General features: G+C 56.7%; 19 protein-coding genes. 12 read left to right on the forward strand and 7 right to left on the reverse strand.

What is annotated here, in order from left to right; genetic code table 11:
- Positions 1–8: 8 nt before the first annotated feature.
- The 3 genes from acrD to narQ form a co-directional block, all read right to left on the reverse strand.
- Complete coding sequence (gene acrD, locus F3J28_RS01190) at positions 9–3119, reverse strand: multidrug efflux RND transporter permease AcrD (RefSeq protein ID WP_166871946.1); 3111 nt, start codon at positions 3117–3119, stop codon at positions 9–11.
- Between the two features lie 152 nt (positions 3120–3271).
- Positions 3272–3913 (reverse strand): nitrate/nitrite response regulator protein NarP, encoded by a 642-nt coding sequence (gene narP / locus F3J28_RS01195; protein WP_166871949.1) that lies wholly within the window; start codon positions 3911–3913, stop codon positions 3272–3274.
- 19 nt (positions 3914–3932) lie between these two features.
- Positions 3933–5642: a nitrate/nitrite two-component system sensor histidine kinase NarQ gene (narQ, locus tag F3J28_RS01200; RefSeq protein WP_166871951.1), complete on the reverse strand. Its 1710-nt coding sequence runs from the start codon at positions 5640–5642 to the stop codon at positions 3933–3935.
- A gap of 351 nt (positions 5643–5993) precedes the next feature.
- On the opposite strand from narQ, the gene napF reads away from it, so the two are divergent.
- From napF to F3J28_RS01235, 7 genes are all read left to right on the forward strand, one after another.
- Positions 5994–6485, forward strand: coding sequence for a ferredoxin-type protein NapF (napF, locus tag F3J28_RS01205; RefSeq protein ID WP_166871954.1), 492 nt, complete (start codon positions 5994–5996; stop codon positions 6483–6485).
- A complete protein-coding gene (gene napD, locus F3J28_RS01210) occupies positions 6475–6738 on the forward strand; it encodes a chaperone NapD (protein ID WP_039295845.1) in 264 nt (87 codons plus the stop codon). Before napF ends, napD begins: the two co-directional genes overlap by 11 nt.
- Positions 6735–9221 (forward strand): nitrate reductase catalytic subunit NapA, encoded by a 2487-nt coding sequence (gene napA / locus F3J28_RS01215; protein ID WP_166871957.1) that lies wholly within the window; start codon positions 6735–6737, stop codon positions 9219–9221. The genes napD and napA overlap by 4 nt, the downstream gene beginning before the upstream one ends.
- Before the next feature lie 86 nt (positions 9222–9307).
- The gene (gene napB / locus F3J28_RS01220) at positions 9308–9757 is read left to right on the forward strand and encodes a nitrate reductase cytochrome c-type subunit (protein WP_166871960.1); all 450 of its coding nucleotides are present in this window, start codon (positions 9308–9310) and stop codon (positions 9755–9757) included.
- A gap of 3 nt (positions 9758–9760) precedes the next feature.
- A complete protein-coding gene (gene napC / locus F3J28_RS01225) occupies positions 9761–10363 on the forward strand; it encodes a cytochrome c-type protein NapC (RefSeq protein ID WP_166871963.1) in 603 nt (200 codons plus the stop codon).
- 728 nt (positions 10364–11091) lie between these two features.
- Positions 11092–11667, forward strand: coding sequence for a GDP-mannose pyrophosphatase NudK (nudK, locus tag F3J28_RS01230; protein ID WP_166871965.1), 576 nt, complete (start codon positions 11092–11094; stop codon positions 11665–11667).
- 143 nt (positions 11668–11810) lie between these two features.
- Positions 11811–12854, forward strand: a complete 1044-nt coding sequence (locus tag F3J28_RS01235; protein WP_166871968.1) for a DUF1176 domain-containing protein — start codon at positions 11811–11813, stop codon at positions 12852–12854.
- A gap of 60 nt (positions 12855–12914) precedes the next feature.
- Here F3J28_RS01235 and tkt read toward each other — a convergent pair whose 3' ends face one another.
- Positions 12915–14915, reverse strand: a complete 2001-nt coding sequence (gene tkt, locus F3J28_RS01240; protein ID WP_166871972.1) for a transketolase — start codon at positions 14913–14915, stop codon at positions 12915–12917.
- An 18-nt stretch (positions 14916–14933) separates the two neighbouring features.
- Positions 14934–15884 carry a transaldolase gene (gene tal, locus F3J28_RS01245; protein WP_166871975.1) on the reverse strand — a complete coding sequence of 317 codons (951 nt, stop codon included), beginning with the start codon at positions 15882–15884 and terminating at the stop codon, positions 14934–14936.
- A 256-nt stretch (positions 15885–16140) separates the two neighbouring features.
- On the opposite strand from tal, the gene maeB reads away from it, so the two are divergent.
- Positions 16141–18420, forward strand: coding sequence for an NADP-dependent oxaloacetate-decarboxylating malate dehydrogenase (maeB, locus tag F3J28_RS01250; protein ID WP_008459558.1), 2280 nt, complete (start codon positions 16141–16143; stop codon positions 18418–18420).
- 167 nt (positions 18421–18587) lie between these two features.
- Here maeB and hemF read toward each other — a convergent pair whose 3' ends face one another.
- The gene (hemF, locus tag F3J28_RS01255) at positions 18588–19493 is read right to left on the reverse strand and encodes an oxygen-dependent coproporphyrinogen oxidase (RefSeq protein ID WP_166871978.1); all 906 of its coding nucleotides are present in this window, start codon (positions 19491–19493) and stop codon (positions 18588–18590) included.
- A 5-nt stretch (positions 19494–19498) separates the two neighbouring features.
- Entirely contained in the window at positions 19499–20371 is an 873-nt protein-coding gene (amiA, locus tag F3J28_RS01260; protein WP_008459562.1) for an N-acetylmuramoyl-L-alanine amidase AmiA, read from the reverse strand.
- A 216-nt stretch (positions 20372–20587) separates the two neighbouring features.
- Between amiA and F3J28_RS01265 the strand changes: the two genes are divergently transcribed.
- The 4 genes from F3J28_RS01265 to F3J28_RS01280 all read left to right on the forward strand — a co-directional run bounded on the left by F3J28_RS01265 (position 20588) and on the right by F3J28_RS01280 (position 23141).
- Positions 20588–21013 carry a GNAT family acetyltransferase gene (locus F3J28_RS01265; RefSeq protein ID WP_008459564.1) on the forward strand — a complete coding sequence of 142 codons (426 nt, stop codon included), beginning with the start codon at positions 20588–20590 and terminating at the stop codon, positions 21011–21013.
- A gap of 20 nt (positions 21014–21033) precedes the next feature.
- Entirely contained in the window at positions 21034–21486 is a 453-nt protein-coding gene (locus F3J28_RS01270; protein WP_166871981.1) for a DUF2919 domain-containing protein, read from the forward strand.
- A gap of 49 nt (positions 21487–21535) precedes the next feature.
- Entirely contained in the window at positions 21536–22111 is a 576-nt protein-coding gene (locus tag F3J28_RS01275; protein ID WP_166871984.1) for an RpoE-regulated lipoprotein, read from the forward strand.
- A gap of 130 nt (positions 22112–22241) precedes the next feature.
- Positions 22242–23141 (forward strand): Dyp-type peroxidase, encoded by a 900-nt coding sequence (locus F3J28_RS01280; RefSeq protein ID WP_166871987.1) that lies wholly within the window; start codon positions 22242–22244, stop codon positions 23139–23141.
- Positions 23142–23186 lie beyond the last annotated feature (45 nt).

A 23186-nucleotide genomic window follows, 5' to 3' on the forward strand; every position in this document is an offset into this window, starting at 1 on the left:
CCGAGAGTTTAGTCGTGGTGCTCTTTGAGCGGGAAGCGTCTGCGTACCAGGACAAAGAACAGCGGCACAAAGAAGATGGCCAGCACGGTGGCGGAGAGCATCCCGCCCATCACGCCGGTGCCTACCGCATGCTGGCTGCCGGAGCCTGCCCCGGTACTGGTCGCCATCGGCAGAACCCCGAAAATAAACGCCAGGGACGTCATTAATATCGGGCGCAGTCGCTGGCGGCAGGCCTCAAGCGTGGCGGCAACCAGGTCCTGGCCTTTGGCGTTCAGGTCGTTGGCAAATTCGACGATCAAAATGGCGTTTTTCGCCGAAAGCCCGATCACCGTTAGCAGCCCGACCTGGAAGTAAACGTCATTCTCAAGGCCTCGCATCCAGGTGGCGAGCAGGGCGCCAATCACCCCAAGTGGTACCACCAGCATGACAGAGAACGGCACGGACCAGCTCTCGTACAGCGCCGCAAGGCACAGAAATACGACCAGCAATGAAATGGCATACAGGGCAGGGGCCTGCGCGCCGGAGAGGCGTTCCTGGTAGGACATGCCCGTCCACTCGAGACCAAAGCCGTTCGGCAGCTTGCTGACCAGATCTTCCATAATGTCCATGGCGGTACCGGTACTTAACCCAGGTGCCGCTTCCCCGACAATTTCCAGCGCGGAATAGCCGTTGTATCGCTCCAGGCGAGGCGAGCCTGTTTCCCACCGGGAAGTGGCAAAGGCGGAGAACGGCACCATGCCGCCTGTTTTATTACGCACGTACCAGCTATTGATATCGTCCGGCAGCATGCGGTACTTGGCCGCAGCCTGGACATACACTTTCTTCACGCGCCCGCGATCCATAAAGTCATTCACATAGCTTGAGCCCCAGGCCGTTTGCAGGGTGTTGTTGATATCATCGATGGAGACGCCCAGCGCCTGAGCCTTACGCTGGTCGATATCGATTTGCAGCTGCGGGCTGTCGTCCAGGCCGTTGTGGCGCACTCGCGTGAGCTGCGGGTTATTGCCGGCCATTTCCAACAGCTGGTCACGCGCCTGCATGAGCGCATCGTGCCCAGCGCCGGCATGATCCTGCAGCTCCATATCAAAGCCTGCGGCGTTGCCCAAACCGTTAATCGCTGGCGGGCTGCTGGCAATGACGCGCGCTTCTTTGATCTTATTAAAGGCTTTGGTGGCCCGTTCAATGATGGCAAACGAACTGCCGTCGGCGTTGCGTTCGTCCCAGTCCTTCAGGCGAATAAACATGCGCGCGACGTTTTGCCCGTTCCCGCCTGGGCCTGCGCCAATGGTGGAGAACACCGACACGACGTTGTCTTTCTCTTTGGTGAGGTAATACTGCTCCACCTGCTGCACCACTTTGGTTGTCTGCTGCTGCGTTGCGCCGCTCGGAAGCTGTACTGAGGTGGTGAACACGCCGCGGTCTTCCTGGGGCAGGAATGACGTCGGCAGTTTGAGGAACAGGAACACCATGCCGCCAAGCAGCAGGGCATAAATCAGCATCCAGCGTAGGCTGCGGGAGAGGATTCTTGCCACGCCGTTTTCGTAGCGTTCGGCGCTGCGGTTAAAGGTGCGGTTAAACCAACCAAAGAAGCCTTTCTGGCCGTGATGCTCACCTTTATGCAGCGGCTTAAGAATGGTTGCACACAGGGCTGGGGTGAGGATCATCGCCACCAGCACCGAGAGCACCATGGCGGCGACGATAGTGACCGAGAACTGACGGTAAATCGCCCCGGTTGTGCCGCCAAAGAACGCCATCGGCACGAACACGGCGGAGAGCACCATGGCGATGCCGACCAGCGCGCCCTGGATTTGGCCCATGGATTTGCGTGTCGCCTCCCGAGGGGAGAGACCTTCCTCGCTCATAATTCGCTCGACGTTTTCTACCACCACGATGGCGTCATCCACCAGCAGGCCGATAGCCAGTACGGTGGCGAACATCGTCAGCGTGTTAATGCTATAGCCGAAGACATACAGCACGGCAAAGGTGCCGAGCAGCACCACCGGCACGGCAATCGTCGGGATAAGCGTGGCGCGGAAGTTTTGCAGGAACAGGTACATCACCAGGAACACCAGCAGAATCGCTTCCAGCAGCGTTTTCACCACGTCGGTGATTGAGGCTTTAACGAACGGGGAGGTTTCGTAGGCAACTTTAGCTTCCAGACCGTGTGGGAAAAACTGCGAAAGCTCTTCGATTTTGGCGCGGGCCAGCTTGTCGGTTTCCATTTCGTTGGCACCGGAAGCCAGCTTAATGCCAAGCCCCGAAGCGGGCTGCCCGTTGTAGGTGCTCAGGAAGTCATACTTCTCCGCTCCCATCTCAACGTCTGCCACGTCCCCCAGCGTGACCAGCGAACCGTCCTGATTCACCCTCAGCGTAATGTCTTTGAACTGCTGCGGTGTTTGCAGGAGCGACTGGGCGTTGATGGTGGCGTTCAGCGCCTGTTTGTCCAGCGACGGCGTGCCGCCAAGCTGGCCCACGGCAATTTGCGCATTCTGGGATTTGATGGCGGTGACTACGTCCTGAGTGGTCATCTGGTAGTTGATGAGCTTATTCGGGTCGAGCCAGATACGCATGGAATACTGCGAGCCGTAAGCATCGACGCTGCCGACGCCGTTCACGCGGCTCATCGGGTCCTGTACGTTACTGGCCACGTAGTCAGCGATGTCCTGCTTATCCATGCTGCCGTCGGTGGAAACAAAGGCCACCATCAGAATATTGGTGTCACCGGTTTTGTTCACCGTGACGCCCTGAGTCTGCACGTCCTGCGGCAGCTTTCTTACCGCAGACTGCAGCTGGTTTTGCACCTGCTGTACCGCAGAGTCCGGGTCCGTCCCGGCCTTAAAGCTCAGGGTAATGGTGGCCTGACCGGCACTGCTGCTTTGGGACGACATGTACATCATGTTGTCCAGGCCGGTCATGCTTTGCTCTATCACCTGCGTGACGGTGTTTTCCAGAGTTTGCGCGGAAGCGCCTGGATAGTTGGCGGTGATCCTTACGTTGGGTGGCGCAAGATCGGGATATTGTTCGACGGGCAGTGAAAAAATAGCCAGTGCCCCGGTCAGGCAAAGTAAAATTGCCAGCACCCAGGCAAAAATGGGGCGAGAAATGAAAAAATTCGCCATGCGGTCAGGACCCCTTAAAAGCTTCTAATTGTTATCAATAACCGCATCACTGTAGCTTTAACCGCTTAGTCAAACGTGGAGAAATCTAGGAGATAGTGTAAATATGCTTTGGAATTGGCAGGATTTGTAACCATACCGTTTATTGGGTCGTTTTAACCCCGGCTTTCCAAAAATAATACCGTGGCCGCGACGCGTGACCTCACCTGCAGCTTACGAAGCAGGTTACGGATATGCACTTTTACCGTCTCTTCTGAAATATGTAGCCCGCTGGCAATTTGCTTATTTGACAGCCCACGGGCCACCTCTGACAGCACGTCCAGCTCACGCTCAGTGAGAATAGCAAACGGATCGCTGCTCTGCCGCTCACTCCCACGGTTGGTCAGGTACTCGCGTACCTGCTCGCTAAATGCTTTTTCACCCGTCAGGCAGCGGTGAATGTCCTGTAATAAAACCTCCGGATCGCTGTCTTTCAGCAGGTAACCATCGGCCCCGGCATCAATCAGCGTAAAGATATCGCTGCGGGCGTCTGACACGGTCAGGATAACCACGCGGGCGCTGATCCCGTCCCGGCGCAGGGCGTTGAGCGTATCGAGGCCGCTCAGGCCCTTCATGTTCAGGTCGAGCAGAATCAAATCCGGTGACAGGCGATTCGCTAAACTGATGGCCTCCGCACCGCTGCTGGCTTCACCGACGACCGTAAACGTGCTGTCCAGCTCAAGCAACTGGCGCACTCCACGCCGCATAAGCGGGTGATCGTCCACGATTAAAACCTGGTATACCGTTTTCTCAGACATTGCTAACTCCTGAATAAAGCTAATTATTGTTATGGCTCCCGGCGTCAGCCGGAGGCGCAGAGGTAAAGTGGACTTCTACTCGCGTTCCGCCCTCTGGCGGACGGGATATTGTCAGCTGGCCGCCAAGCCGGCCTGCGCGTTCGTGCATGATATTCAGCCCGTAGTGACCTTCCGGCTCTTCAAGGCTGGCAATCCCGTGTCCGTTGTCAAATACCGAAGCGAAATGCTCGCCGCCGCTTTCTGAGCGGCAAACCACCTCAATATGGCTCGCATTGGCGTGTTTAATCGCATTCAGTACCGCCTCCCGGATGATTTGCAGCAGGTGGATTTGCTGCGAAGCGTCCAGAACCTGAGTCGGCATGCTGCATTTCAGGCTAATTTCTGCCTGGGTTTGCTCGCGCAGCGGTTCAAGCAGCTCCTGCAGCGCGGCGGGTAAATCTGCCTGCTGCAGCGTCAGGCGGAAGGTGGTGAGCAGCTCGCGTAGCTGGCGATAGGCGTCGTTTAAGGCCTGGGAAAAATCCCCGACAATTCGCTGTGCGGGATGGCTTTCTTCAGGCACCGCGCGCTTGAGCAGCGTCAGCTGGATACGAAGATAAGAGAGCACCTGGGCCAGAGAGTCATGCAGCTCGCGGGCAATCGTAGCCCGTTCCTCCATCAACAGCAGTTGCTGGTAGTGTTTTTGTGCCTGATTAAAGTACACGCCTCGCCCCAGCATGGTGGCCACGCTTTTCATCAGCTGTGGGGAAGGGGGTTTCCCCTGTGACTGCCAGCGCAGCGTGCCAAAAGCGCTGTCCTGCTGAACCAGCGGCAGGGTATGCCATTTTTCGTCCGCCACCGGGGAGCCTTCCGTCAGCCGCCAGTTTTCACCCACCTGCATTTCCAGGGCGCTGACCGCCTCATGCTGGTGGATGATCTGCAGGATCTGCACGAAGCAGTCGCGATTGATGGTGCTGACGTTCAGCGCCTGGGAGCAGCTGTACAGCACTTCGAGCATGCGGTTGGCTTCCTGCAGGCGCAGGGTCTTTTGCTCCACCTGCTGCTCTAAGGAACGATAAAGTTTTTGCAGCTCATCCGCCATGCGGATAAATGCCTGTGCCAGGGCGCCCAGCTCATTGGGCAGAGAGCGGTCAAGGTTCGGGAGGGTAAATTCGCCGCGCTCAATAGCTTTACTCGCTTCCACCATGGTATTGAGCGGCATGACCACCTGCTGGCGGATGCGGCGCAAAGTGAAGAATACCAGGGTAAAAATAGCGATAAAACCGACCACCGAAGCCGCGACAACCTGCATCATTTTTCGCTCGGCATAATGCTGCAGCGCCAGCACAAACAGGTCGATTTGTTCCACGTAGGCGGCAATGTTATAGCGGTACCAGTCGATGTCTTCGTTCTGAATATGCTGTTGCATTTGCTGCCAGGCATGCTGCAGGGCGTTATAGCGGGCTTGCACCTCAGCAGGCACCCAAAACCGGTTAAGCTGCTGCAATGTTGGGGCGTTCAGCGACTGTTGATACTGCTGTAAATGTACCGCAATAGCCCTGGGGTCACTCTGAAGATCGTAGCCCAGGCGGTAGCTCTGCATACGCAGCGAGCCCGCAATATTCACCGCTTCTGCGTCTTTCAGGCTGCTGGCGAGCGTCAGCATCGCGATGCCGGTGGAAAGCAATGACAGTAAAACAATCGAAAAGAAAGCGCGGGCAAGGCTGGTGGAGACCGAGCGTTTGACTGTCACGGGGGAATAACCCTTTAAAGTATGCGGTGGAGCGAAACCTACCAGAATCTGCCTGAGACGCAAACGCCTGGCGGTGACTTTTTCGCCCCAGCGCGAAAAATGCAGTCGTATTTAACGCAAGCTTTGCGACAGCATAACGTCTGCCTTACATCTGCTGATTCCTCCTCGTCACGCCGAAACCGTGCACCTCTTTGATCCGACAACGGCATTTACCCCTTTATGGGGATGCTTTTGTAACCCCTCGTCACATACCTTAAGTGCCGTAAAAACCGCAGAGAACACGCGGATAAAAAGAATGACGTTTCTACCCGGTGGCGACCTGGCCGGGCATTTTGAGCAAGGATCTGCCCAATGGCTAAACTGACCCGTCGCGGCCTGCTGACCGGGGGCTGGCACAGTTCTACTCCCGCTATTCGCCCTCCGTGGAGCGGCGATGAAAACCATTTTCTTCTGGACTGCACGCGCTGCGATAGCTGCGTGACCGCCTGTCAGAGCCGGGTGCTTCGCCGTGGCCAGGGCGGCTACCCCGAAATCGACTTTAGCCGGGGCGAGTGCACCTTCTGCTACGCGTGCGCGGACGCCTGCCCTCAGCGGCTTTTTGCACCGCAATCAGCGCAACCCTGGGCACTGACTTTACAGCTCGGCGAAACCTGTCTGGCCTGGCATCAGGTGGAATGTCGCAGCTGCGAAGATGCCTGTGAACCGCAGGCCATCCGGTTCATCCCCACTCTGCAGGATGTTTCCCGTCCACAGATTTCTTTGTCTGCCTGTCACGGCTGCGGCGCTTGTGTTGCCGGGTGCCCAACGTCAGCCATCACCCTGAGGCCACAAAATGCACACTGACTGGCACGTATGCGGCCTGGTGGTTCAGGCCAGACCTGAACATGTTGCTGCCGTACGCAGCGCGATCAACTCGCTGCCCGGCAGCGAGGTTGCGGTTGACGATATCGACAGCGGCAAACTTGCGGTGGTTATTGAAGCCGCCGAAAGCAACACGCTGCTGGAACAAATTGAGCGGGCACGCAATATCTCCGGCGTGCTGGCGGTGTCGCTGGTTTATCACCAGCAGAATGAACAAGGTGAGGAAGCACCATGAAACTCAGTCGTCGTAGCTTTATGAAAGCGAATGCCGTTGCCGCAGCTGCCGCGGCGGCGGGCCTCAGCGCTCCGGGCGTGGCTCGTGCTGTGGTCGGCAAACCCGATGCCATTAAATGGGACAAAGCGCCGTGCCGCTTCTGCGGTACCGGCTGCGGCGTGCTGGTGGGGACCCAAAACGGCCGCGTCGTCGCAAGCCAGGGCGACCCGGAAGCGCCGGTCAACCGAGGGCTGAATTGCATTAAGGGCTACTTCCTGCCAAAGATCATGTACGGAAAAGATCGTCTCACCCAGCCGCTGCTGCGCATGAAAGACGGGCAGTACCACAAAGAGGGCGAGTTCCAGCCGATAAGCTGGGAAAAAGCCTTCGACGTGATGGAAGATAAATTCAAGAACACCCTGAAAGAGAAAGGCCCGGACGGCATCGGCATGTTTGGCTCCGGCCAGTGGACGGTGTGGGAAGGCTACGCCGCCGCGAAGTTGTTTAAGGCGGGCTTCCGTTCTAACAACATCGATCCGAACGCTCGTCACTGCATGGCGTCTGCCGTAGTGGGCTTTATGCGCACCTTCGGCATGGATGAGCCGATGGGCTGCTATGACGATATTGAGCAGGCGGACGCCTTTGTGCTTTGGGGCTCCAACATGGCGGAGATGCATCCGGTGCTCTGGTCACGCATCGCTAACCGCCGCCTGTCCGATGAAAACGTCAAGGTTGCCGTGCTTTCGACCTTCCAGCACCGCAGCTTCGAGCTGGCGGACAACGGTATGGTCTTCACGCCGCAAAGCGATCTGGCGATCCTGAACTACATCGCCAACTACATTATTCAGAACAACGCGGTGAACGAGTCGTTCTTTAAGCAGCACGTTAACCTGCGCCGTGGCGTGACGGATATTGGCTATGGGCTGCGCCCGACGCACCCGCTGGAAAAGGCCGCGAAGAATCCGGGATCTGACGCTTCCGAGCCGATGAGCTTCGACGAATACAAAACGTTTGTCGCCGAGTACACGCTGGAGAAAACCGCTGCAATGAGCGGGGTGCCGAAAGACCAGCTTGAAGCGCTCGCGAAGCTCTACGCTGACCCGAATAAGAAAGTGATTTCCTACTGGACGATGGGCTTTAACCAGCACGTGCGCGGCGTCTGGGCGAATAACCTGGTTTACAACCTGCACCTTCTGACCGGGAAAATCTCTCAGCCAGGCTGCGGGCCATTCTCGCTGACCGGGCAGCCGTCCGCCTGCGGCACCGCGCGTGAAGTGGGCACTTTTGCTCACCGCTTACCGGCAGACATGGTTGTCACTAACGAAAAGCACCGGGAGATCGTCGAAAAAACCTGGCAACTGCCTGCCGGCACCATTCCAGCCAAAGTGGGTTTACACGCAGTGGCGCAGGACAGGGCGCTGAAAGACGGCAAGCTCAACGTGTACTGGGTGATGTGCAACAACAACATGCAGGCCGGGCCGAATATCACCGAAGAGCGTATGCCGGGCTGGCGCGATCCGCGTAATTTCATCATCGTCTCCGATCCTTATCCGACCATCAGCGCGTTAACGGCGGACCTGATCCTGCCGACGGCAATGTGGGTTGAGAAAGAGGGCGCCTACGGTAACGCCGAGCGCCGTACGCAGTTCTGGCGTCAGCAGGTGAGCGCGCCGGGCGAGGCGAAGTCCGATCTCTGGCAACTTGTGACCTTCGCGAAACGCTTCAAGGTCGAGGATGTCTGGCCTACTGAGCTTCTCGAGAAAAAACCAGAATACCGGGGCAAAACCTTGTTCGACGTGCTGTTTGCCAGCGATGCGGTCCGCAAGTTCCCGGTGACCGAACTGGCAGCAGAGCAGCTAAACGACGAATCCCGCGAGCTGGGCTTCTACCTGCAAAAAGGCCTGTTTGAGGAATACGCCAGCTTTGGCCGCGGGCACGGGCACGATCTGGCCCCGTTTGATGAGTACCACAAAGCCCGGGGCTTACGCTGGCCGGTGGTCGACGGGAAAGAAACCCAGTGGCGCTACAGCGAGGGCCACGATCCGTACGTTAAGGCCGGGGAAGGCTTCAAGTTCTACGGTAAACCGGACGGGAAAGCGGTGATCTTCGCACTGCCGTTCGAGCCGGCGGCAGAAGCCCCGGACCAGGAGTACGACCTGTGGCTATCTACCGGGCGTGTGCTCGAGCACTGGCATACCGGCAGCATGACGCGCCGCGTGCCGGAGCTGCATCGTGCCTTCCCCGAGGCCGTCACGTTTGTGCATCCGCTGGATGCCCAGGCGCGCGGCCTGCGCCGTGGCGACAAGGTGAAGGTGATTTCTCGCCGTGGAGAAGTGGTTTCCATCGTCGAAACCCGTGGCCGCAATAAGCCGCCCCGAGGCCTGGTCTACATGCCGTTCTTCGACGCCGCGCAGCTTGTGAATAACCTGACGCTCGACGCCACCGACCCGCTCTCCAAAGAGGCGGATTTCAAGAAGTGCGCCGTAAAGCTGGCGAAGGTGTAACGCGCAATGCCCTTTGGTCGCGGCATCGCTAAGTGCCCGGAGGGTGTTTTCAGAATAACAATTCGATGGAGCCTGGGAGCTAAATCATGAATAACCAAGGCCTGATGAAGGCGTTGTTTCAATGGGGAGCGGCATTCACTCTGGTGGTCAGCGGTGCGCTTTGGGCGGCAACCGGCGTGGATCTTAAGCAATCGCCTGAAGTGTCCGGCACCCCGGAAGGGGCTGTGCTGATGCCAAAGCAGCAGCAGCGGATGGCGCTGAACTACGTTAACCAGCCGCCGATGATCCCGCATAGCGTGGACGGCTACCAGGTCACGACGACCAGCAACCGCTGCCTGCAGTGCCACGGCGTTGAAAGTTACCGCACCACGGGGGCTCCGCGCGTCAGCCCAACGCACTTTATGGATAGCGACGGCAAGGTGCTTTCGAACGTGGCGCCTCGCCGCTATTTCTGCCTGCAATGCCACGTGCCCCAGGCGGATGTTGCCCCGATTGTTGAAAATACCTTCGAGCCATCCAAAGGGTTTGGGAAATAAGTTATGGATAAATCAACTCGTCGACCCGGCATCATTAAACGCGTGTGGCAGTGGTGGCGCAGGCCGAGCCGGTTAGCGCTAGGCACGTTGCTGCTGATTGGCTTTGCTGCCGGGATAATTTTTTGGGGCGGTTTCAACACCGGGATGGAAATGTCCAACCGCGAAGAGTTCTGCATCGGCTGCCATGAAATGCGCAATAACGTGTATGAGGAATACATGGGCACGGTGCATTACAACAACCGCAGTGGCGTGCGTGCGACTTGCCCGGATTGCCATGTGCCGCACGAATGGGTGCCGAAAATGATCCGTAAAATTCAGGCCAGCAAGGAGCTGTACGCCAAGGCCTTTGGACTGATAGACACGCCGCAGAAGTTTGACGATCACCGCCTGGCGATGGCGCAAAACGAGTGGCGGCGGATGAAAAACAATAACTCCCAGGAGTGTCGAAACTGCCATAACTTCGACTATATGGATTTCACCGCGCAGAAAACCGTGGCGGCCAAAATGCACGATGAGGCGATCAAAGACGGAAAAACCTGTATTGATTGCCATAAAGGCATAGCGCATAAGCTGCCGGATATGCGAGAGGTTGAGGCGGGGTTTTGATCAATGTTCTGGATTTCTTACTTCTGTAAGCCAGGCATATTTCCGTTCACCCGTAGATCGATTTTCCCTGCACGTTCAGAGCACGGTGAACGTGTCAGGGAGATAACGCCATCTCCCTGACAACCCTGGCGCCCGGCGAGCTCATCGCCGCAGAAGCGGTAAACCCACCGGCTATCACCCAAACATTCGGGGTCGTTCGCGATTCGTTCCCGACGATCGCTCTCTTTCGCTGTTCCCGACAGCTCAACCCCGCCTGAGTTGGGTCATACCCGGGGGCGATGAGAGCCGGGAACAAGGGCATGGCTGTAGGACTTGCAGCAACGTTAACGTTCCGTGTGGCTATGAGCTTGAAGCGAGGCTCGGTTCCGGCTTAAATCGCCTCCGTTTTCTCTCCGACTGGCCAGGGTCCGGGCGTCGGGAACGGCCGGAGGCTGAGAGCGTCGGGAACGCATCTCAGCCGACCCAGGACTGGGAGATAAAACGGAGGTCTGCCGCTTCAGCGGTCGATTTATTTGGCCGGGAGTCCGGGTTCTCAGGGGAGTGACGGTGACTCCCCTGAGACGTTCACCGGTGCGGGGGCTGCATATAAAAAAGGGCTGGAAGTGAACGGAACCACCATCTGGTCAACATAAATAAAATCACACCCAAAAAACAAACTTAACGCCACGCGACAACGCTCACAGAACGGCATATGATTGTCGGCTCCCTTACCGCCTTGTGGAGACCGTATGTCGTTACATATCGAAGTCATCAAAGATAAAGTCCTGTCTGATAACTACTTCATCCTGCGCAATATTACCTATGACCTGTCTCGTAACGGGGCTGAAAGCGTTCGCCATAAGCGTGAGGTTTATGACCGGGGCAATGGCGCAACTATCCTGCTTTATAACCGCGAAAAGAAAAGCGTGGTGCTAACACGCCAGTTCCGCGTCGCGACCTGGGTTAACGGGAATGAAGATGGCATGCTGATAGAAGCCTGTGCCGGGCTGCTGGATGCCGACGAGCCAGAAGTCTGCGCCCGCAAAGAGGCGATGGAAGAAACGGGCTTTCAGGTAGGAGAGGTTGAGAAAGTCTTTGAGTTGTATATGTCGCCCGGTGGCGTGACCGAAATCATTTACTTCTATCTGGCAGAATACAGTGATTCTCAGCGAGAAGGCGCCGGCGGCGGCGTGGAAGATGAAGATATCGACGTGCTGGAAATCCCGTTTAGCCAGGCAATGGCGATGGTGAAGAATGGGGACATTCGCGACGGGAAGACAGTGATCCTGCTTCAACAGCTACAGTTGCGCAATATTATGGGGTAAAAATCCATAAAATCATGTTATTGCGATTTTTAATATTGATATAAAGCTATCCGACAAATCCGATTGAGCAGGCTGTCTCGTGGGCCGAAGATACGTCGCACCATCGTACGTTTTTCACGCTTCGCTTTTTAGGGCAGCCTTCAATGTTCTATCGGACATCTTCCTTGCTTATGCTTGCATTGCTGGTAGCCAATTCTGCATTTGCCGCGCCAGCGCAAAAGCAGTTTTCCGACTGGCAGGTGACCTGCAATAACCAGAACTTTTGCAGCACCAGAAATACCGGACTGCATCAGGGGTTGGTGATGACGATTACCCGGGGTGCCGGGGCCCGCACTGACGCCAGTTTGCGCATCGACCTGGGGAATATGGAGAGTGCGGACGTTAAAGTCTCGCCTGTAGCACCGAGGCTGCGGCTCGACGACGCGCCACTTGCTATCCAGCCCAGCGATTGGAAAGTGTCGCCTCATCATTTGATGACCAATAATCCGGAGGCGATAAACGGCCTGCTAGACGCTGTTATGAACGGCGATAAAATTACCCTTGCCGACGGCAGGGGCATCATTTCACTCAGCGGGCTCAAAGCGGCGCTGCTCTTTATCGACAGCCAGCAAAAGCGTATCGGCAGCGAAACCGCATGGATTAAAAAAGGCGACGGACCTCCGCTCAGCGTGCCTCCGGCTCCACCGCTCAAAGAAGTGGCTGCAGCTACGGCACCATCAACGCCGCTCTCACACGATGAACTGAACGACCTGTTGGATTACGGCACATGGCGGATGAATAACAGCCAGTGTTCGCTCGATCCGCAGCGCCGGGAAGTGCGCGTTTTCCCTCTGACTGACGATAAAGCCTTGATGCTTACCAGCTGTGAAGCAGGTGCCTATAACGTGGTTTATCTGGCCTGGGTCATCTCCCGGCAAAAGCCGTTTGTCGCCAGGACGATTCACCTGCGATTACCCTTTATACCGGACGGCGGCAGCGCTGAGCTGGAGCTAATGAACGCGGGATTTGATGAGCACGATAAAGTGTTAACTACCCTGGCGAAAGGGCGTGGGCCTGGCGACTGCGGCGTGGCCACGCGCTGGCGCTATGACGGACAGCGCTTCCGGCTTGTGCGTTATGCCGCTGAATCTGCCTGTGATAGCTGGCATAAAGCGGGTGGCTGGCCGACGCTGTGGGTTACCAAATAGTTGGGATTCACTGAATAAAAGAGAACCCTCTCCCCGCAAGGAGAGGGCTGGCAGCGTGGGCTATTTCTTGCCGAGTGATTTTTTCGCTACGGCTACGATGTTTTCTACCGTGAAGCCAAAGAACGGGAACAGTTTCCCGGCAGGGGCGGATTCGCCGAAAGTGGTCATACCCACAATCCCGCCTTTGAGACCGACGTATTTATACCAGTAATCGGCAATACCGGCCTCTACCGCCACTCGAGCCCGCACGGCATAAGGCAGGACGGATTCCTGATACGCCTCATCCTGAGCATCGAAAACGTCGGTGGACGGCATCGACACGACGCGAATCTTATGCCCCTCTTTGCTCAATGCTGCCGCGGCCTCGACGGTGATTTCAATCTCAGAGCCTGTGGCAATCAGGATGAGGTCTGGTTTGCCGTCGCTGTCCTTCAGAATATAACCCCCTCGGCCGATCGCTTTCAGTTGCTCAGGCGTACGGTCCATCTGGGCCAGATTCTGGCGAGACAGGATCAGCGCAGTTGGGCCGGTCTGGCGCTCAAGCGCGGATTTCCAGGCCACTGCGGCCTCAACCTGATCGCAAGGCCGCCAGGTGCTGAAGTTGGGCGTCAGGCGCAGGCTGGCTAGCTGCTCGACGGCCTGGTGTGTCGGGCCATCTTCCCCAAGGCCGATGGAATCATGGGTATAAACCATGATCTGCCGCGCCTTCATCAGCGCCGCCATGCGTGCCGCGTTACGGGCGTATTCCACAAACATCAGAAAAGTGGCGGTGTAAGGGATAAAGCCGCCGTGCAGGGCGATGCCGTTGGCAATGGCGGTCATACCGAATTCGCGTACGCCGTAGTGGATATAATTCCCGGCGGTGTCCTCTTTAATCGACCTCGAGCCTTTCCAGATGGTCAGGTTACTTGGGGCCAGATCGGCGGAGCCGCCAAGCAGTTCCGGCAGCGACGGACCAAAGGCGTTAAGGGTATTCTGCGAGGCTTTGCGGGTGGCGATTTTGTCCGGGTTCGCCTGCAGTTGTTCAATGTAGCTTTGGGCTGTTTTCTGCCAGTTATCCGGCAGTTTACCTTCCGTACGGCGTTTAAATTCGGCGCTCAGGGTAGGGTGAGCCTTTGCGTAAGCGGCAAACTTCTCTTTCCAGGCGGCCTCCGCTTTTTCGCCTGCCTCTTTGGCGTCCCAGGCGTGATAGACCTCTTTTGGGATCTCAAACGGCGGGTATTTCCAGCCGAGCTGCTTGCGCGCCAGGGCGACTTCTTCTTCACCCAGCGGTGCGCCGTGAGCCTCTTCCTTGCCCGCTTTGTTTGGCGAACCAAAGCCGATCACGGTGCGGCAGATGATGAGGGACGGTTTGTCCTTCACGCTCTGGGCTTCTTTGATGGCTTTTTTCAGCGCTGCCGGGTCGTGGCCGTCAATCTCATGGATCACGTGCCAGTGATAGGCCTCGAAGCGTTTGGCCGTGTCGTCGGTAAACCAGCCATCGGTTTCCCCGTCGATGGAAATCCCGTTATGGTCATAGAAGCCGATCAGCTTGCCTAAACCCAGCGTCCCGGCAAGGGAAGATACCTCATGGGAAATGCCCTCCATCAGGCAGCCGTCGCCCATGAACACATAGGTGTAGTGGTCAACGATGTCATGGCCCGGCTGGTTAAACTGCGCGGCCAGCGTGCGCTCGGCAATCGCCATCCCCACGGCGTTGGCTAACCCCTGGCCCAGCGGGCCGGTGGTGGTTTCCACGCCGGGGGTATAGCCCACTTCCGGGTGGCCGGGCGTTTTGGAGTGAAGCTGGCGGAAGTTTTTCAACTCCTCCAGCGGCAGGTCATAGCCGCTCAGGTGCAGCAGGCTGTAAAGCAGCATCGACGCATGGCCGTTCGACAGCACGAAGCGGTCGCGGTTGGCCCAGTGCGGGTTAGACGGGTTATGGCTGAGGAAATCATTCCACAGCACCTCGGCGATATCGGCCATGCCCATGGGCGCTCCGGGGTGGCCGGAATTGGCTTTCTGGACCGCATCCATACTGAGGGCGCGAATGGCGTTGGCAAGCTCTTTACGTGATGACATGTTTCACTCCAGGTCTTGTTAAAGTTTGGCGGCGAGCAGGTCTTCCAGTTTGCGTTGATCTATGGCGAACAGGCGGATCCCTTCGGCCAGTTTTTCCACGGCCATAGCATCCTGGCTATGTTCCCAACGGAATTCCGCTTCGCTCATGGGGGCCGGACGGCGGAAGCCCTGTGAGAATGGGATCAATTTACGGATAACTTCTTCTTCACTGTCCTGCAGCTGCTGCAGCAGGTTAGGGGCGATGGTCAGCCGGTCGCAGCCCGCCAGGGCGAGGATTTGTTCTTTACGGCGGAAGCTGGCGCCCATGACGATGGTTTCATAGTTATGTTGCTTGAAGTAGTCGTAGATATTGCGCACGGATTTCACGCCCGGATCTTCTTCAACGATATACGGATCCATCGGTTTACGCGCCTGATACCAGTCGTAAATACGGCCCACGAACGGGGAAATCAGGAAAACGCCCGCTTCCGCACAGGCACGCGCCTGAGCAAAAGAGAACAGCAGTGTCAGGTTGCAGTTGATGCCTTCTTTTTGCAGCTCTTCCGCCGCGCGGATGCCTTCCCAGGTTGACGCCAGCTTGATGAGAATGCGGGATTTATCGATCCCCTGTTCGGCGTACAGGTCCACCAGGCGACGAGCCTTGCTGATGCTCTTTTCTTTGTCGTAGGAGAGACGGGCATCCACTTCGGTAGACACGCGACCTGGAATGCTTTTCAGAATTTCCGCACCGACATTGACCGCCAGTTTGTCACTGGCTTCGGCCACAATTTGTTCCCTGCTGCCGCCGCGCTGTTTGCCGTAGGCCAGCGCGTCATCAATCAGCGGCTGATATTGCTCAAGCCCCGCGGCTTTTAACAACAATGAAGGGTTGGTGGTGGCGTCTTCAGGCTGGTAGTGGCGAATAGAGTCGATATCACCGCTGTCGGCAACCACGGTGGTGTACTGTTTAATGCTGTCTAGCTGATTCATTACTATCTCCTTGAAAAAGCAACGTCTTACCTGAGCGTTCCGTGTCGCTCGCCGTGAAAATTTACGCTTTGCATAACCCAAAAGCATAGCAGATGGGGGCGATGACGGGGCAGCCACTAACATTGGTTCTATAGTTAGCTAACAATAATCACGCCTAATCTTAATAGTATGGCTACCTTCAAAGTTTGCGAAACGTGCCCGCGTGATACTAGGCGGCTGACGTAACAATAAAGAAGACCCAAAAAGGAACGATGCAATGGATGAACAACTGAAGCAAAGTGCCCTCGATTTCCATGAGTTTCCAATTCCGGGGAAAATCCAGGTTTCTCCGACCAAACCCCTTGCTACCCAGCGTGACCTGGCGCTGGCGTATTCGCCGGGCGTAGCGGCACCTTGCCTTGAAATTGAAAAGGACCCGCTCGCCGCCTACAAATACACCGCGCGCGGCAACCTTGTGGGCGTGGTTTCTAACGGTACCGCGGTGCTCGGGCTAGGCAATATCGGCGCGCTGGCAGGCAAGCCGGTCATGGAAGGTAAGGGCGTCCTGTTTAAAAAATTCGCCGGTATCGATGTCTTCGATATCGAAATTGATGAGATGGATCCGGACAAGCTTATCGACGTGGTGGCCGCGCTGGAACCCACTTTCGGCGGCATTAACCTGGAAGATATCAAGGCACCGGAGTGTTTCTACATAGAGCAGAAGCTGCGCGAGCGCATGAACATTCCGGTGTTCCACGACGACCAGCACGGCACCGCGATTATTTGTACCGCCGCGGTGCTGAACGGCCTGCGCGTGGTTGAAAAGAACATTACCGATGTACGGCTGGTAGTTTCCGGCGCGGGGGCTTCGGCAATCGCCTGTATGAACCTGCTGGTCGCGCTGGGAATGCAAAAACACAACATCGTGGTTTGTGACTCGAAGGGCGTTATTTATAAAGGCCGCGAAGAGAACATGGCCGAAACCAAAGCCGCCTATGCCGTAGAAGACAGCGGCAAGCGGACGCTGGACGACGTGATTGAAGGCGCGGACATCTTCCTCGGCTGCTCCGGCCCGAAAGTGCTGACCCAGGAAATGGTGAAGAAAATGGGCAAAGCGCCGCTGATTCTGGCGCTGGCTAACCCTGAGCCTGAAATTCTGCCGCCGCTGGCGAAAGAGGTGCGTCCGGAAGCCATTATCTGTACCGGCCGTTCGGACTACCCGAACCAGGTGAACAACGTGCTGTGCTTCCCGTTCATCTTCCGTGGCGCGCTGGACGTGGGCGCCACGGCGATTAACGAAGAGATGAAGCTGGCTGCCGTGCATGCGATAGCCGAACTGGCTCACGCCGAACAAAGCGATGTGGTGGCCTCTGCCTACGGCGAGCAGGAACTGACGTTCGGCCCGGAATACATTATTCCTAAGCCATTTGACCCGCGCCTGATCGTGAAAATTGCCCCGGCGGTAGCCAAAGCAGCGATGGACTCCGGCGTTGCCACGCGCCCGATTCAGGATTTCAATGCTTACAGCGAGAAGCTGGAAGAGTTTGTCTACAAAACTAACCTGTTTATGAAGCCGATCTTCTCCCAGGCGCGCAAAGAGCCGAAGCGCGTGGTGTTAAGTGAAGGGGAAGAAGCGCGCGTGCTGCATGCCACACAGGAGCTGATCACTTTGGGACTGGCGAAGCCTATCCTGATTGGTCGTCCAAGCGTTATCGAAATGCGTATCAAAAAGCTGGGCCTGCAAATTCAGCCGGGCAAAGATTTTGAGATCGTGAATAACGAATCCGATCCGCGTTTCAAAGAGTACTGGCACGAGTACTACAACATCATGAAGCGCCGTGGGATCACTCAGGAGCAGGCGCAGCGGGCGGTGATCAGCAACACGACTGTGATCGGGGCGATCATGGTGCACCGTGGTGAAGCGGATGCGCTGATATGCGGGACAATCGGCGAATATCACGAGCACTTTGACGTGGTAGAGAAGCTGTTTGGCTACCGCGAAGGCGTGAAGGCTGCCGGGGCGATGAACGCGCTGCTGCTGCCGAGCGGCAACACCTTCATCGCGGATACCTATGTGAACGATGACCCTACGCCGGAAGAACTGACGGAAATCACGCTGCTGGCGGCGGAAACGGTGCGCCGCTTCGGCATTGAGCCGAAAGTCGCGCTGCTTTCCCACTCCAACTACGGTTCTTCCAACAGCAAAGCCGCCTGCAAAATGCGCAAAACGCTGGATCTGGTGCGCGAGCGTGCGCCTGACCTGGAAATTGACGGGGAGATGCACGGAGACGCCGCGCTGGTTGAAAGTATTCGCCATGAGCGTATGCCGGACAGCCCGCTGAAAGGCTCTGCCAACATCCTGATCATGCCGAACGTTGAGGCGGCGCGTATTAGCTATAACCTGCTGCGCGTGTCGAGCTCTGAAGGAGTAACCGTTGGGCCGGTCCTGATGGGCGTGGCGAAGCCAGTTCACGTATTGACGCCGATTGCCTCTGTGCGTCGCATTGTGAATATGGTGGCGCTGGCGGTTGTGGAGGCGCAAACCGCGCCGCTGTGATTGAACTCCCCCTTACCCCGGCCCTCTCCCCGGAGGGGCGAGGGGGAAAACCGAGTAAAGCGGATAATAGAGTCATCTTTCCCCAAAGGGATATGGGGTACAGCGAGCACTAAAAATCCCCTCTCCCTTTTAGGGAGAGGGTTAGGGTGAGGGTAAAAACGCGAAAGCTACACCCACTCCTTCACTGGCAGGAAATCACAATACAGGGCAGCCTCCGGGCTGCCTTCTTCTGGCTGATAGTCATACTCCCAGCGCACCAGCGGCGGCATCGACATTAAAATCGATTCGGTGCGTCCACCGGTTTGCAGGCCAAACAGCGTGCCGCGATCCCACACCAGGTTGAACTCAACGTAGCGCCCACGGCGATACAGCTGGAAGTCACGCTCGCGCTCGCCGAAGGGATGATCCTTGCGGCGTTCAACAATCGGCAGATAAGCGTCCAGGAATCCCTGCCCGACGGCCTGGATAAAGCGGAAGCCGTAGTCAAAGTCTGGCTTGTTCAGATCGTCGAAGAACAGCCCGCCGATACCGCGCTGCTCGTTGCGGTGTCTGATAAAGAAGTAGTCATCGCACCACTTTTTATAACGCGGGAAAACGTCATCACCAAACGGCTGACACAGGTCGCGCGCGGTGCGGTGCCAGTGCACCGCATCTTCTTCGAAGCCGTAGTAAGGCGTTAAGTCGAAGCCGCCGCCAAACCACCAGACCGGATCGGCACCCGGTTTTTCAGCAATAAAGAAACGTACGTTGGCGTGGCTGGTCGGCACATAAGGGTTGTTCGGGTGTACCACCAGCGAAACGCCCATGGCCTGAAAGCTTCTGCCCGCCAGTTCCGGACGGTGGGCCGTGGCCGATGCCGGCATGGCGTCGCCGTGAACGTGAGAAAAGTTCACGCCAGCCTGTTCAAACACCGCGCCGCCGCGTAAAACCCGACTGCGCCCGCCGCCGCCGCCTTCTCGCTGCCAGTTGTCTTCCTGGAAGACGGCGCCATCAAGGGCGGAAAGCTGCTGGCATATTTTGTCCTGCAGGGAGAGCAGGAACTGTTTTACGGCGTGGATATCGGGCTCAGTCATAAAAATTAACGCTTCTTACCGTGGACTTTATGGTTATCAAACCAGTTGAAATAGCTCATCACGCCGGAGGCGATGGCGGTGGCAATCTTCTGGCGGAAGGCGGTGGTGCCGAGCAGCTTTTCTTCGCCCGGGTTGGTGATGAACGACGTTTCAACCAGCACGGACGGAATAGACGGCGACTTCAGAACGACGAAGGCTGCCTGTTCCGTGTTGCGGCTGTGCAGCTTATGCACCGGCTTTATCTGTTTCAGAATATGCGAGCCGAGCGTCAGGCTGTTTTTAATCGTGTCGGTCTGCACCAGATCAAACAGTACCTGCTGCAGGTAGTGATCTTTGTCTTTCACTTTGCTGCCCGCTACGTCATCCGCGGCGTTCTCTCTGTCTGAAAGATATTTCGCCATGGCGCTACTTGCGCCTCGGTTAGACAGGGCGAATACGGAGGCACCTGCGGCGGTTGGACTGGTGAAGCCATCCGCGTGGATCGACATAAACAGATCTGCGCCGTGCTGGTGGGCGATTTCAACGCGATCGTACAGCGGAATAAATTCGTCCGTGGTGCGGGTCAGCCTGGCATCGATCCCGTTGCTGCGCAGGATGCTGCGCACGTTTTTGGCAATGGCCAGCACCACGTGTTTTTCTTTCGATCCGTTGTGGCCGATGGCGCCGGTATCAATCCCACCGTGGCCCGGGTCGAGCATAACAATGCGTTTTGCCCCGGATTTTTTGGCCACTTTACTGTGGGAATTGGTGGTTTTCAGCGATTTGGCTTCTTCCTTTGCCAGCGCTTGGTTCATACCGGTTAGCGTCAACGCTGCTAAACCTGTGAGCAGGACCTGGCGGCGCGTCGTAAGTTGCGTTAGCGATTTAATTTTGCTCATGCGGATGAATTATTTATCTTATGGAGTCCAGATGGGAAGTTATAACGTATCGGCTTCATGCAAACGACACTCTGGCGTCAGAAATGTATATCCATTCGTTTCATTTCATGACTGGTCGGAGATTATGCCATTTTTTTCGCGCTTTTGCGGCAGTTATTGGCTTAACGGACGGTTAACGCCATAATCAACCTTTTACGGCTTAAGGTGGCTAATACCATGGAAATTCGCGTTTTTCGCCAGGAAGATTTCGAAGAGGTCATTACCCTTTGGGAGCGCTGCGATTTACTGCGCCCATGGAATGACCCGGAAATGGACATTGAACGTAAGCTGCATCACGATGCGGACCTGTTTTTAGTCGCTGAGGTGGGCGGCGAGATCGTCGGTTCGTTGATGGGCGGGTATGACGGCCATCGGGGGTCAGCCTATTACCTGGGCGTGCACCCGGAGTTTCGGGGCCGCGGCATTGCTAACGCCTTGCTGAACCGGCTGGAAAAGAAGCTGATTGCCCGCGGTTGCCCGAAGATCCACATCATGGTGCGCGAAGAGAACGATCTGGTTATCGGCCTTTATGAAAAGCTCGATTACGAGCATCAGGACACCATTTTGCTCGGCAAACGGCTGATAGAAGATCAGGAATATTAATTTTCAAATGTGTTCATGCCATGTATTTGCCTGCTGATTATGATTCACAGGGCAACTTAAAAGCACCGCTGCTGTTCTGGGCGGTGTTGTTGTTACAGGCCCGCACCTGGGTTTTGCTGGTGCTGGCGGGGGCTTCTCGTCAGCAGGGCGATGCGCTGCTGGGCCTGTTTTATCCCGATCGCGATAACTTCTGGCTGGGGCTGATCCTCGGTATTCCGGCTGCGCTGGCCTTTTTGCTCAGCGGACGTCGCCACCTTTGGCCCCGGTTCTGGCGGGCGTTTCGCTGGATATTGATTGCCGCCCAGGTTGGGCTGCTGGCGTGGCAACTGGCGCTGCTGGCCGGGGATGAAACGCTAACCGGTACCACCCTTGTTCTGCTGATTATCGATCTGTTCGCGCTTTGGTGGCTGCTGACTAACCGCCGGCTGCGGGATTACTTTGCCCTGAAAAACGAGTTAAGCGGCACTTTTTGACATCCCCGCACTCCAAGGGCCGTTACCATTTTTTGAAAAGGAATGATCAATGAAATTTCTACGCCTGATGATGCTAGGCCTGTCGCTGGTTCTGAGCGGGTGTTCCACGCTGTCCTCCGTTAACTGGTCTGCAGCTTATCCGTGGAACTGGTTTGGCTCTTCCGTTGAGGTGAGCGAGCAGGGCGTGGGGAAACTGACTTCAGCCACCGCGATGGATGAGAAGGCCGTGAGCGAGGGGTTGAATGACAATTATCGTCTGCGCAGCGGCATGAAAACTGAAAACGGCACCATCGTGCGCTACTTTGAGGCGATGAAAGACAAAGACGTTAAGCTGGTGGTGAACGGCGAAAAAGGCACCGTGAGTCGCGTAGATGTGATGGATGCTGACATCAAAACCGCCAGCGGTGTGAAAATCGGCACGCCTTTCAGCGATCTGTATCAGAAAGCGTTTGGGGTCTGCGAAAAAGCGACCGGCGACGATGCGGCAGGCGTTCTCTGCCAGGCGCCGAACAGCCAGCACATCAGCTATCTGTTTACAGGCGAGTGGCACGGGCCGGAAGGATTGATGCCGTCGGATGATACGCTGAAGAAATGGACGCTTAACAAAATTATCTGGCGTCGATAAAATTTGCGCCGGGTTTGCGCCGTCGCAAGTCGGCGTGAATAAATCAGGTTAGAATAGCCCGATAAATGCCTCCGTTCGGAGTCATCATAGTTATGTGCCACCTTTGGTGGCATTTTTTTCAGGAGGAATCATGTCTCGGGTTCAAAGCGGCATTCTGCCGGAACATTGTCGTGCCGCCGTTTGGCTGGAAGCTTCTGTCCAGGGCGACTTCAGCGCGCTGAGCGCAGGGTGCAAAACCTTTATTGAAGCGTTGAATGCTTTCCAGGAACAATTCCCTGACGCGATGCTGGGTGCCACCGTTGGCTTCGGGCACGACCTGTGGCGCGACCTCAGCAAAGGCGAAGGTGCCGCAGAGCTGAAAAACTTTACGCCACTAGGCAAAGGCCTGGCGCCCGCGACCCAGCACGATGTGATGATCCACATTCTTTCTCTGCGCCATGACGTGAACTTCTCCGTGGCTCAGGCCGCGCTGGCCGCGTTTGGCGATGCGCTGAAAATTGAAGAAGAGATTCACGGTTTCCGCTGGGTAGAAGAGCGCGATCTCAGCGGCTTCGTTGACGGGACCGAAAATCCACAGGGCGAAGAGAATCGTCGCCAGGTGGCGGTGATCAACGAAGGTGTGGATGCCGGGGGCAGCTATGTGCTGGTTCAGCGCTGGGAACACAACCTCAAGCAGCTTAACCGCCTGAGCGTGCACGACCAGGAGATGATCTTCGGCCGTACCAAACAGGAAAACGAAGAGATTGACGGCGACGCGCGGCCAGCCACTTCTCACCTGAGCCGAGTCGATCTGAAAGAAGACGGCAAGGGGCTGAAAATTGTGCGTCAGAGCCTGCCTTATGGCACCGCCAGCGGCGTGCACGGTCTCTATTTCATCGCCTATTGCGCGCGTTTGCATAACATTGAACAGCAGCTGTTGAGCATGTTTGGCGACGCTGACGGGAAGCGTGACGGTATGCTGCGCTTCACTAAGCCGGTCACCGGCGGTTACTACTTTGCGCCGTCGCTCGATAAATTACTGAGCCTGTAATCCCCTCCGGCGTAGCGTTTGCTACGCCGCTTTCTTATATCCCTT

Source organism: Enterobacter sp. Ap-1006, from assembly GCF_011752835.1.
Lineage (GTDB): Bacteria > Pseudomonadota > Gammaproteobacteria > Enterobacterales > Enterobacteriaceae > Cedecea.

Excerpts from the sequence above, each read along its gene's own strand:
- napB (WP_166871960.1), top strand. The coding sequence starts at position 9,308 with ATGAATAACCAAGGCCTGATGAAGGCGTTGTTTCAATGGGGAGCGGCA.
- hemF (WP_166871978.1), bottom strand. The coding sequence starts at position 19,493 with ATGACTGAGCCCGATATCCACGCCGTAAAACAGTTCCTGCTCTCCCTG.
- F3J28_RS01270 (WP_166871981.1), top strand. The coding sequence starts at position 21,034 with ATGTATTTGCCTGCTGATTATGATTCACAGGGCAACTTAAAAGCACCG.
- tal (WP_166871975.1), bottom strand. The coding sequence starts at position 15,884 with ATGAATCAGCTAGACAGCATTAAACAGTACACCACCGTGGTTGCCGAC.
- F3J28_RS01265 (WP_008459564.1), top strand. The coding sequence starts at position 20,588 with ATGGAAATTCGCGTTTTTCGCCAGGAAGATTTCGAAGAGGTCATTACC.
- F3J28_RS01275 (WP_166871984.1), top strand. The coding sequence starts at position 21,536 with ATGAAATTTCTACGCCTGATGATGCTAGGCCTGTCGCTGGTTCTGAGC.
- acrD (WP_166871946.1), bottom strand. The coding sequence starts at position 3,119 with ATGGCGAATTTTTTCATTTCTCGCCCCATTTTTGCCTGGGTGCTGGCA.
- amiA (WP_008459562.1), bottom strand. The coding sequence starts at position 20,371 with ATGAGCAAAATTAAATCGCTAACGCAACTTACGACGCGCCGCCAGGTC.
- maeB (WP_008459558.1), top strand. The coding sequence starts at position 16,141 with ATGGATGAACAACTGAAGCAAAGTGCCCTCGATTTCCATGAGTTTCCA.
- F3J28_RS01280 (WP_166871987.1), top strand. The coding sequence starts at position 22,242 with ATGTCTCGGGTTCAAAGCGGCATTCTGCCGGAACATTGTCGTGCCGCC.
- napD (WP_039295845.1), top strand. The coding sequence starts at position 6,475 with ATGCACACTGACTGGCACGTATGCGGCCTGGTGGTTCAGGCCAGACCT.
- nudK (WP_166871965.1), top strand. The coding sequence starts at position 11,092 with ATGTCGTTACATATCGAAGTCATCAAAGATAAAGTCCTGTCTGATAAC.
- tkt (WP_166871972.1), bottom strand. The coding sequence starts at position 14,915 with ATGTCATCACGTAAAGAGCTTGCCAACGCCATTCGCGCCCTCAGTATG.
- F3J28_RS01235 (WP_166871968.1), top strand. The coding sequence starts at position 11,811 with ATGTTCTATCGGACATCTTCCTTGCTTATGCTTGCATTGCTGGTAGCC.
- napA (WP_166871957.1), top strand. The coding sequence starts at position 6,735 with ATGAAACTCAGTCGTCGTAGCTTTATGAAAGCGAATGCCGTTGCCGCA.
- napC (WP_166871963.1), top strand. The coding sequence starts at position 9,761 with ATGGATAAATCAACTCGTCGACCCGGCATCATTAAACGCGTGTGGCAG.
- napF (WP_166871954.1), top strand. The coding sequence starts at position 5,994 with ATGGCTAAACTGACCCGTCGCGGCCTGCTGACCGGGGGCTGGCACAGT.
- narP (WP_166871949.1), bottom strand. The coding sequence starts at position 3,913 with ATGTCTGAGAAAACGGTATACCAGGTTTTAATCGTGGACGATCACCCG.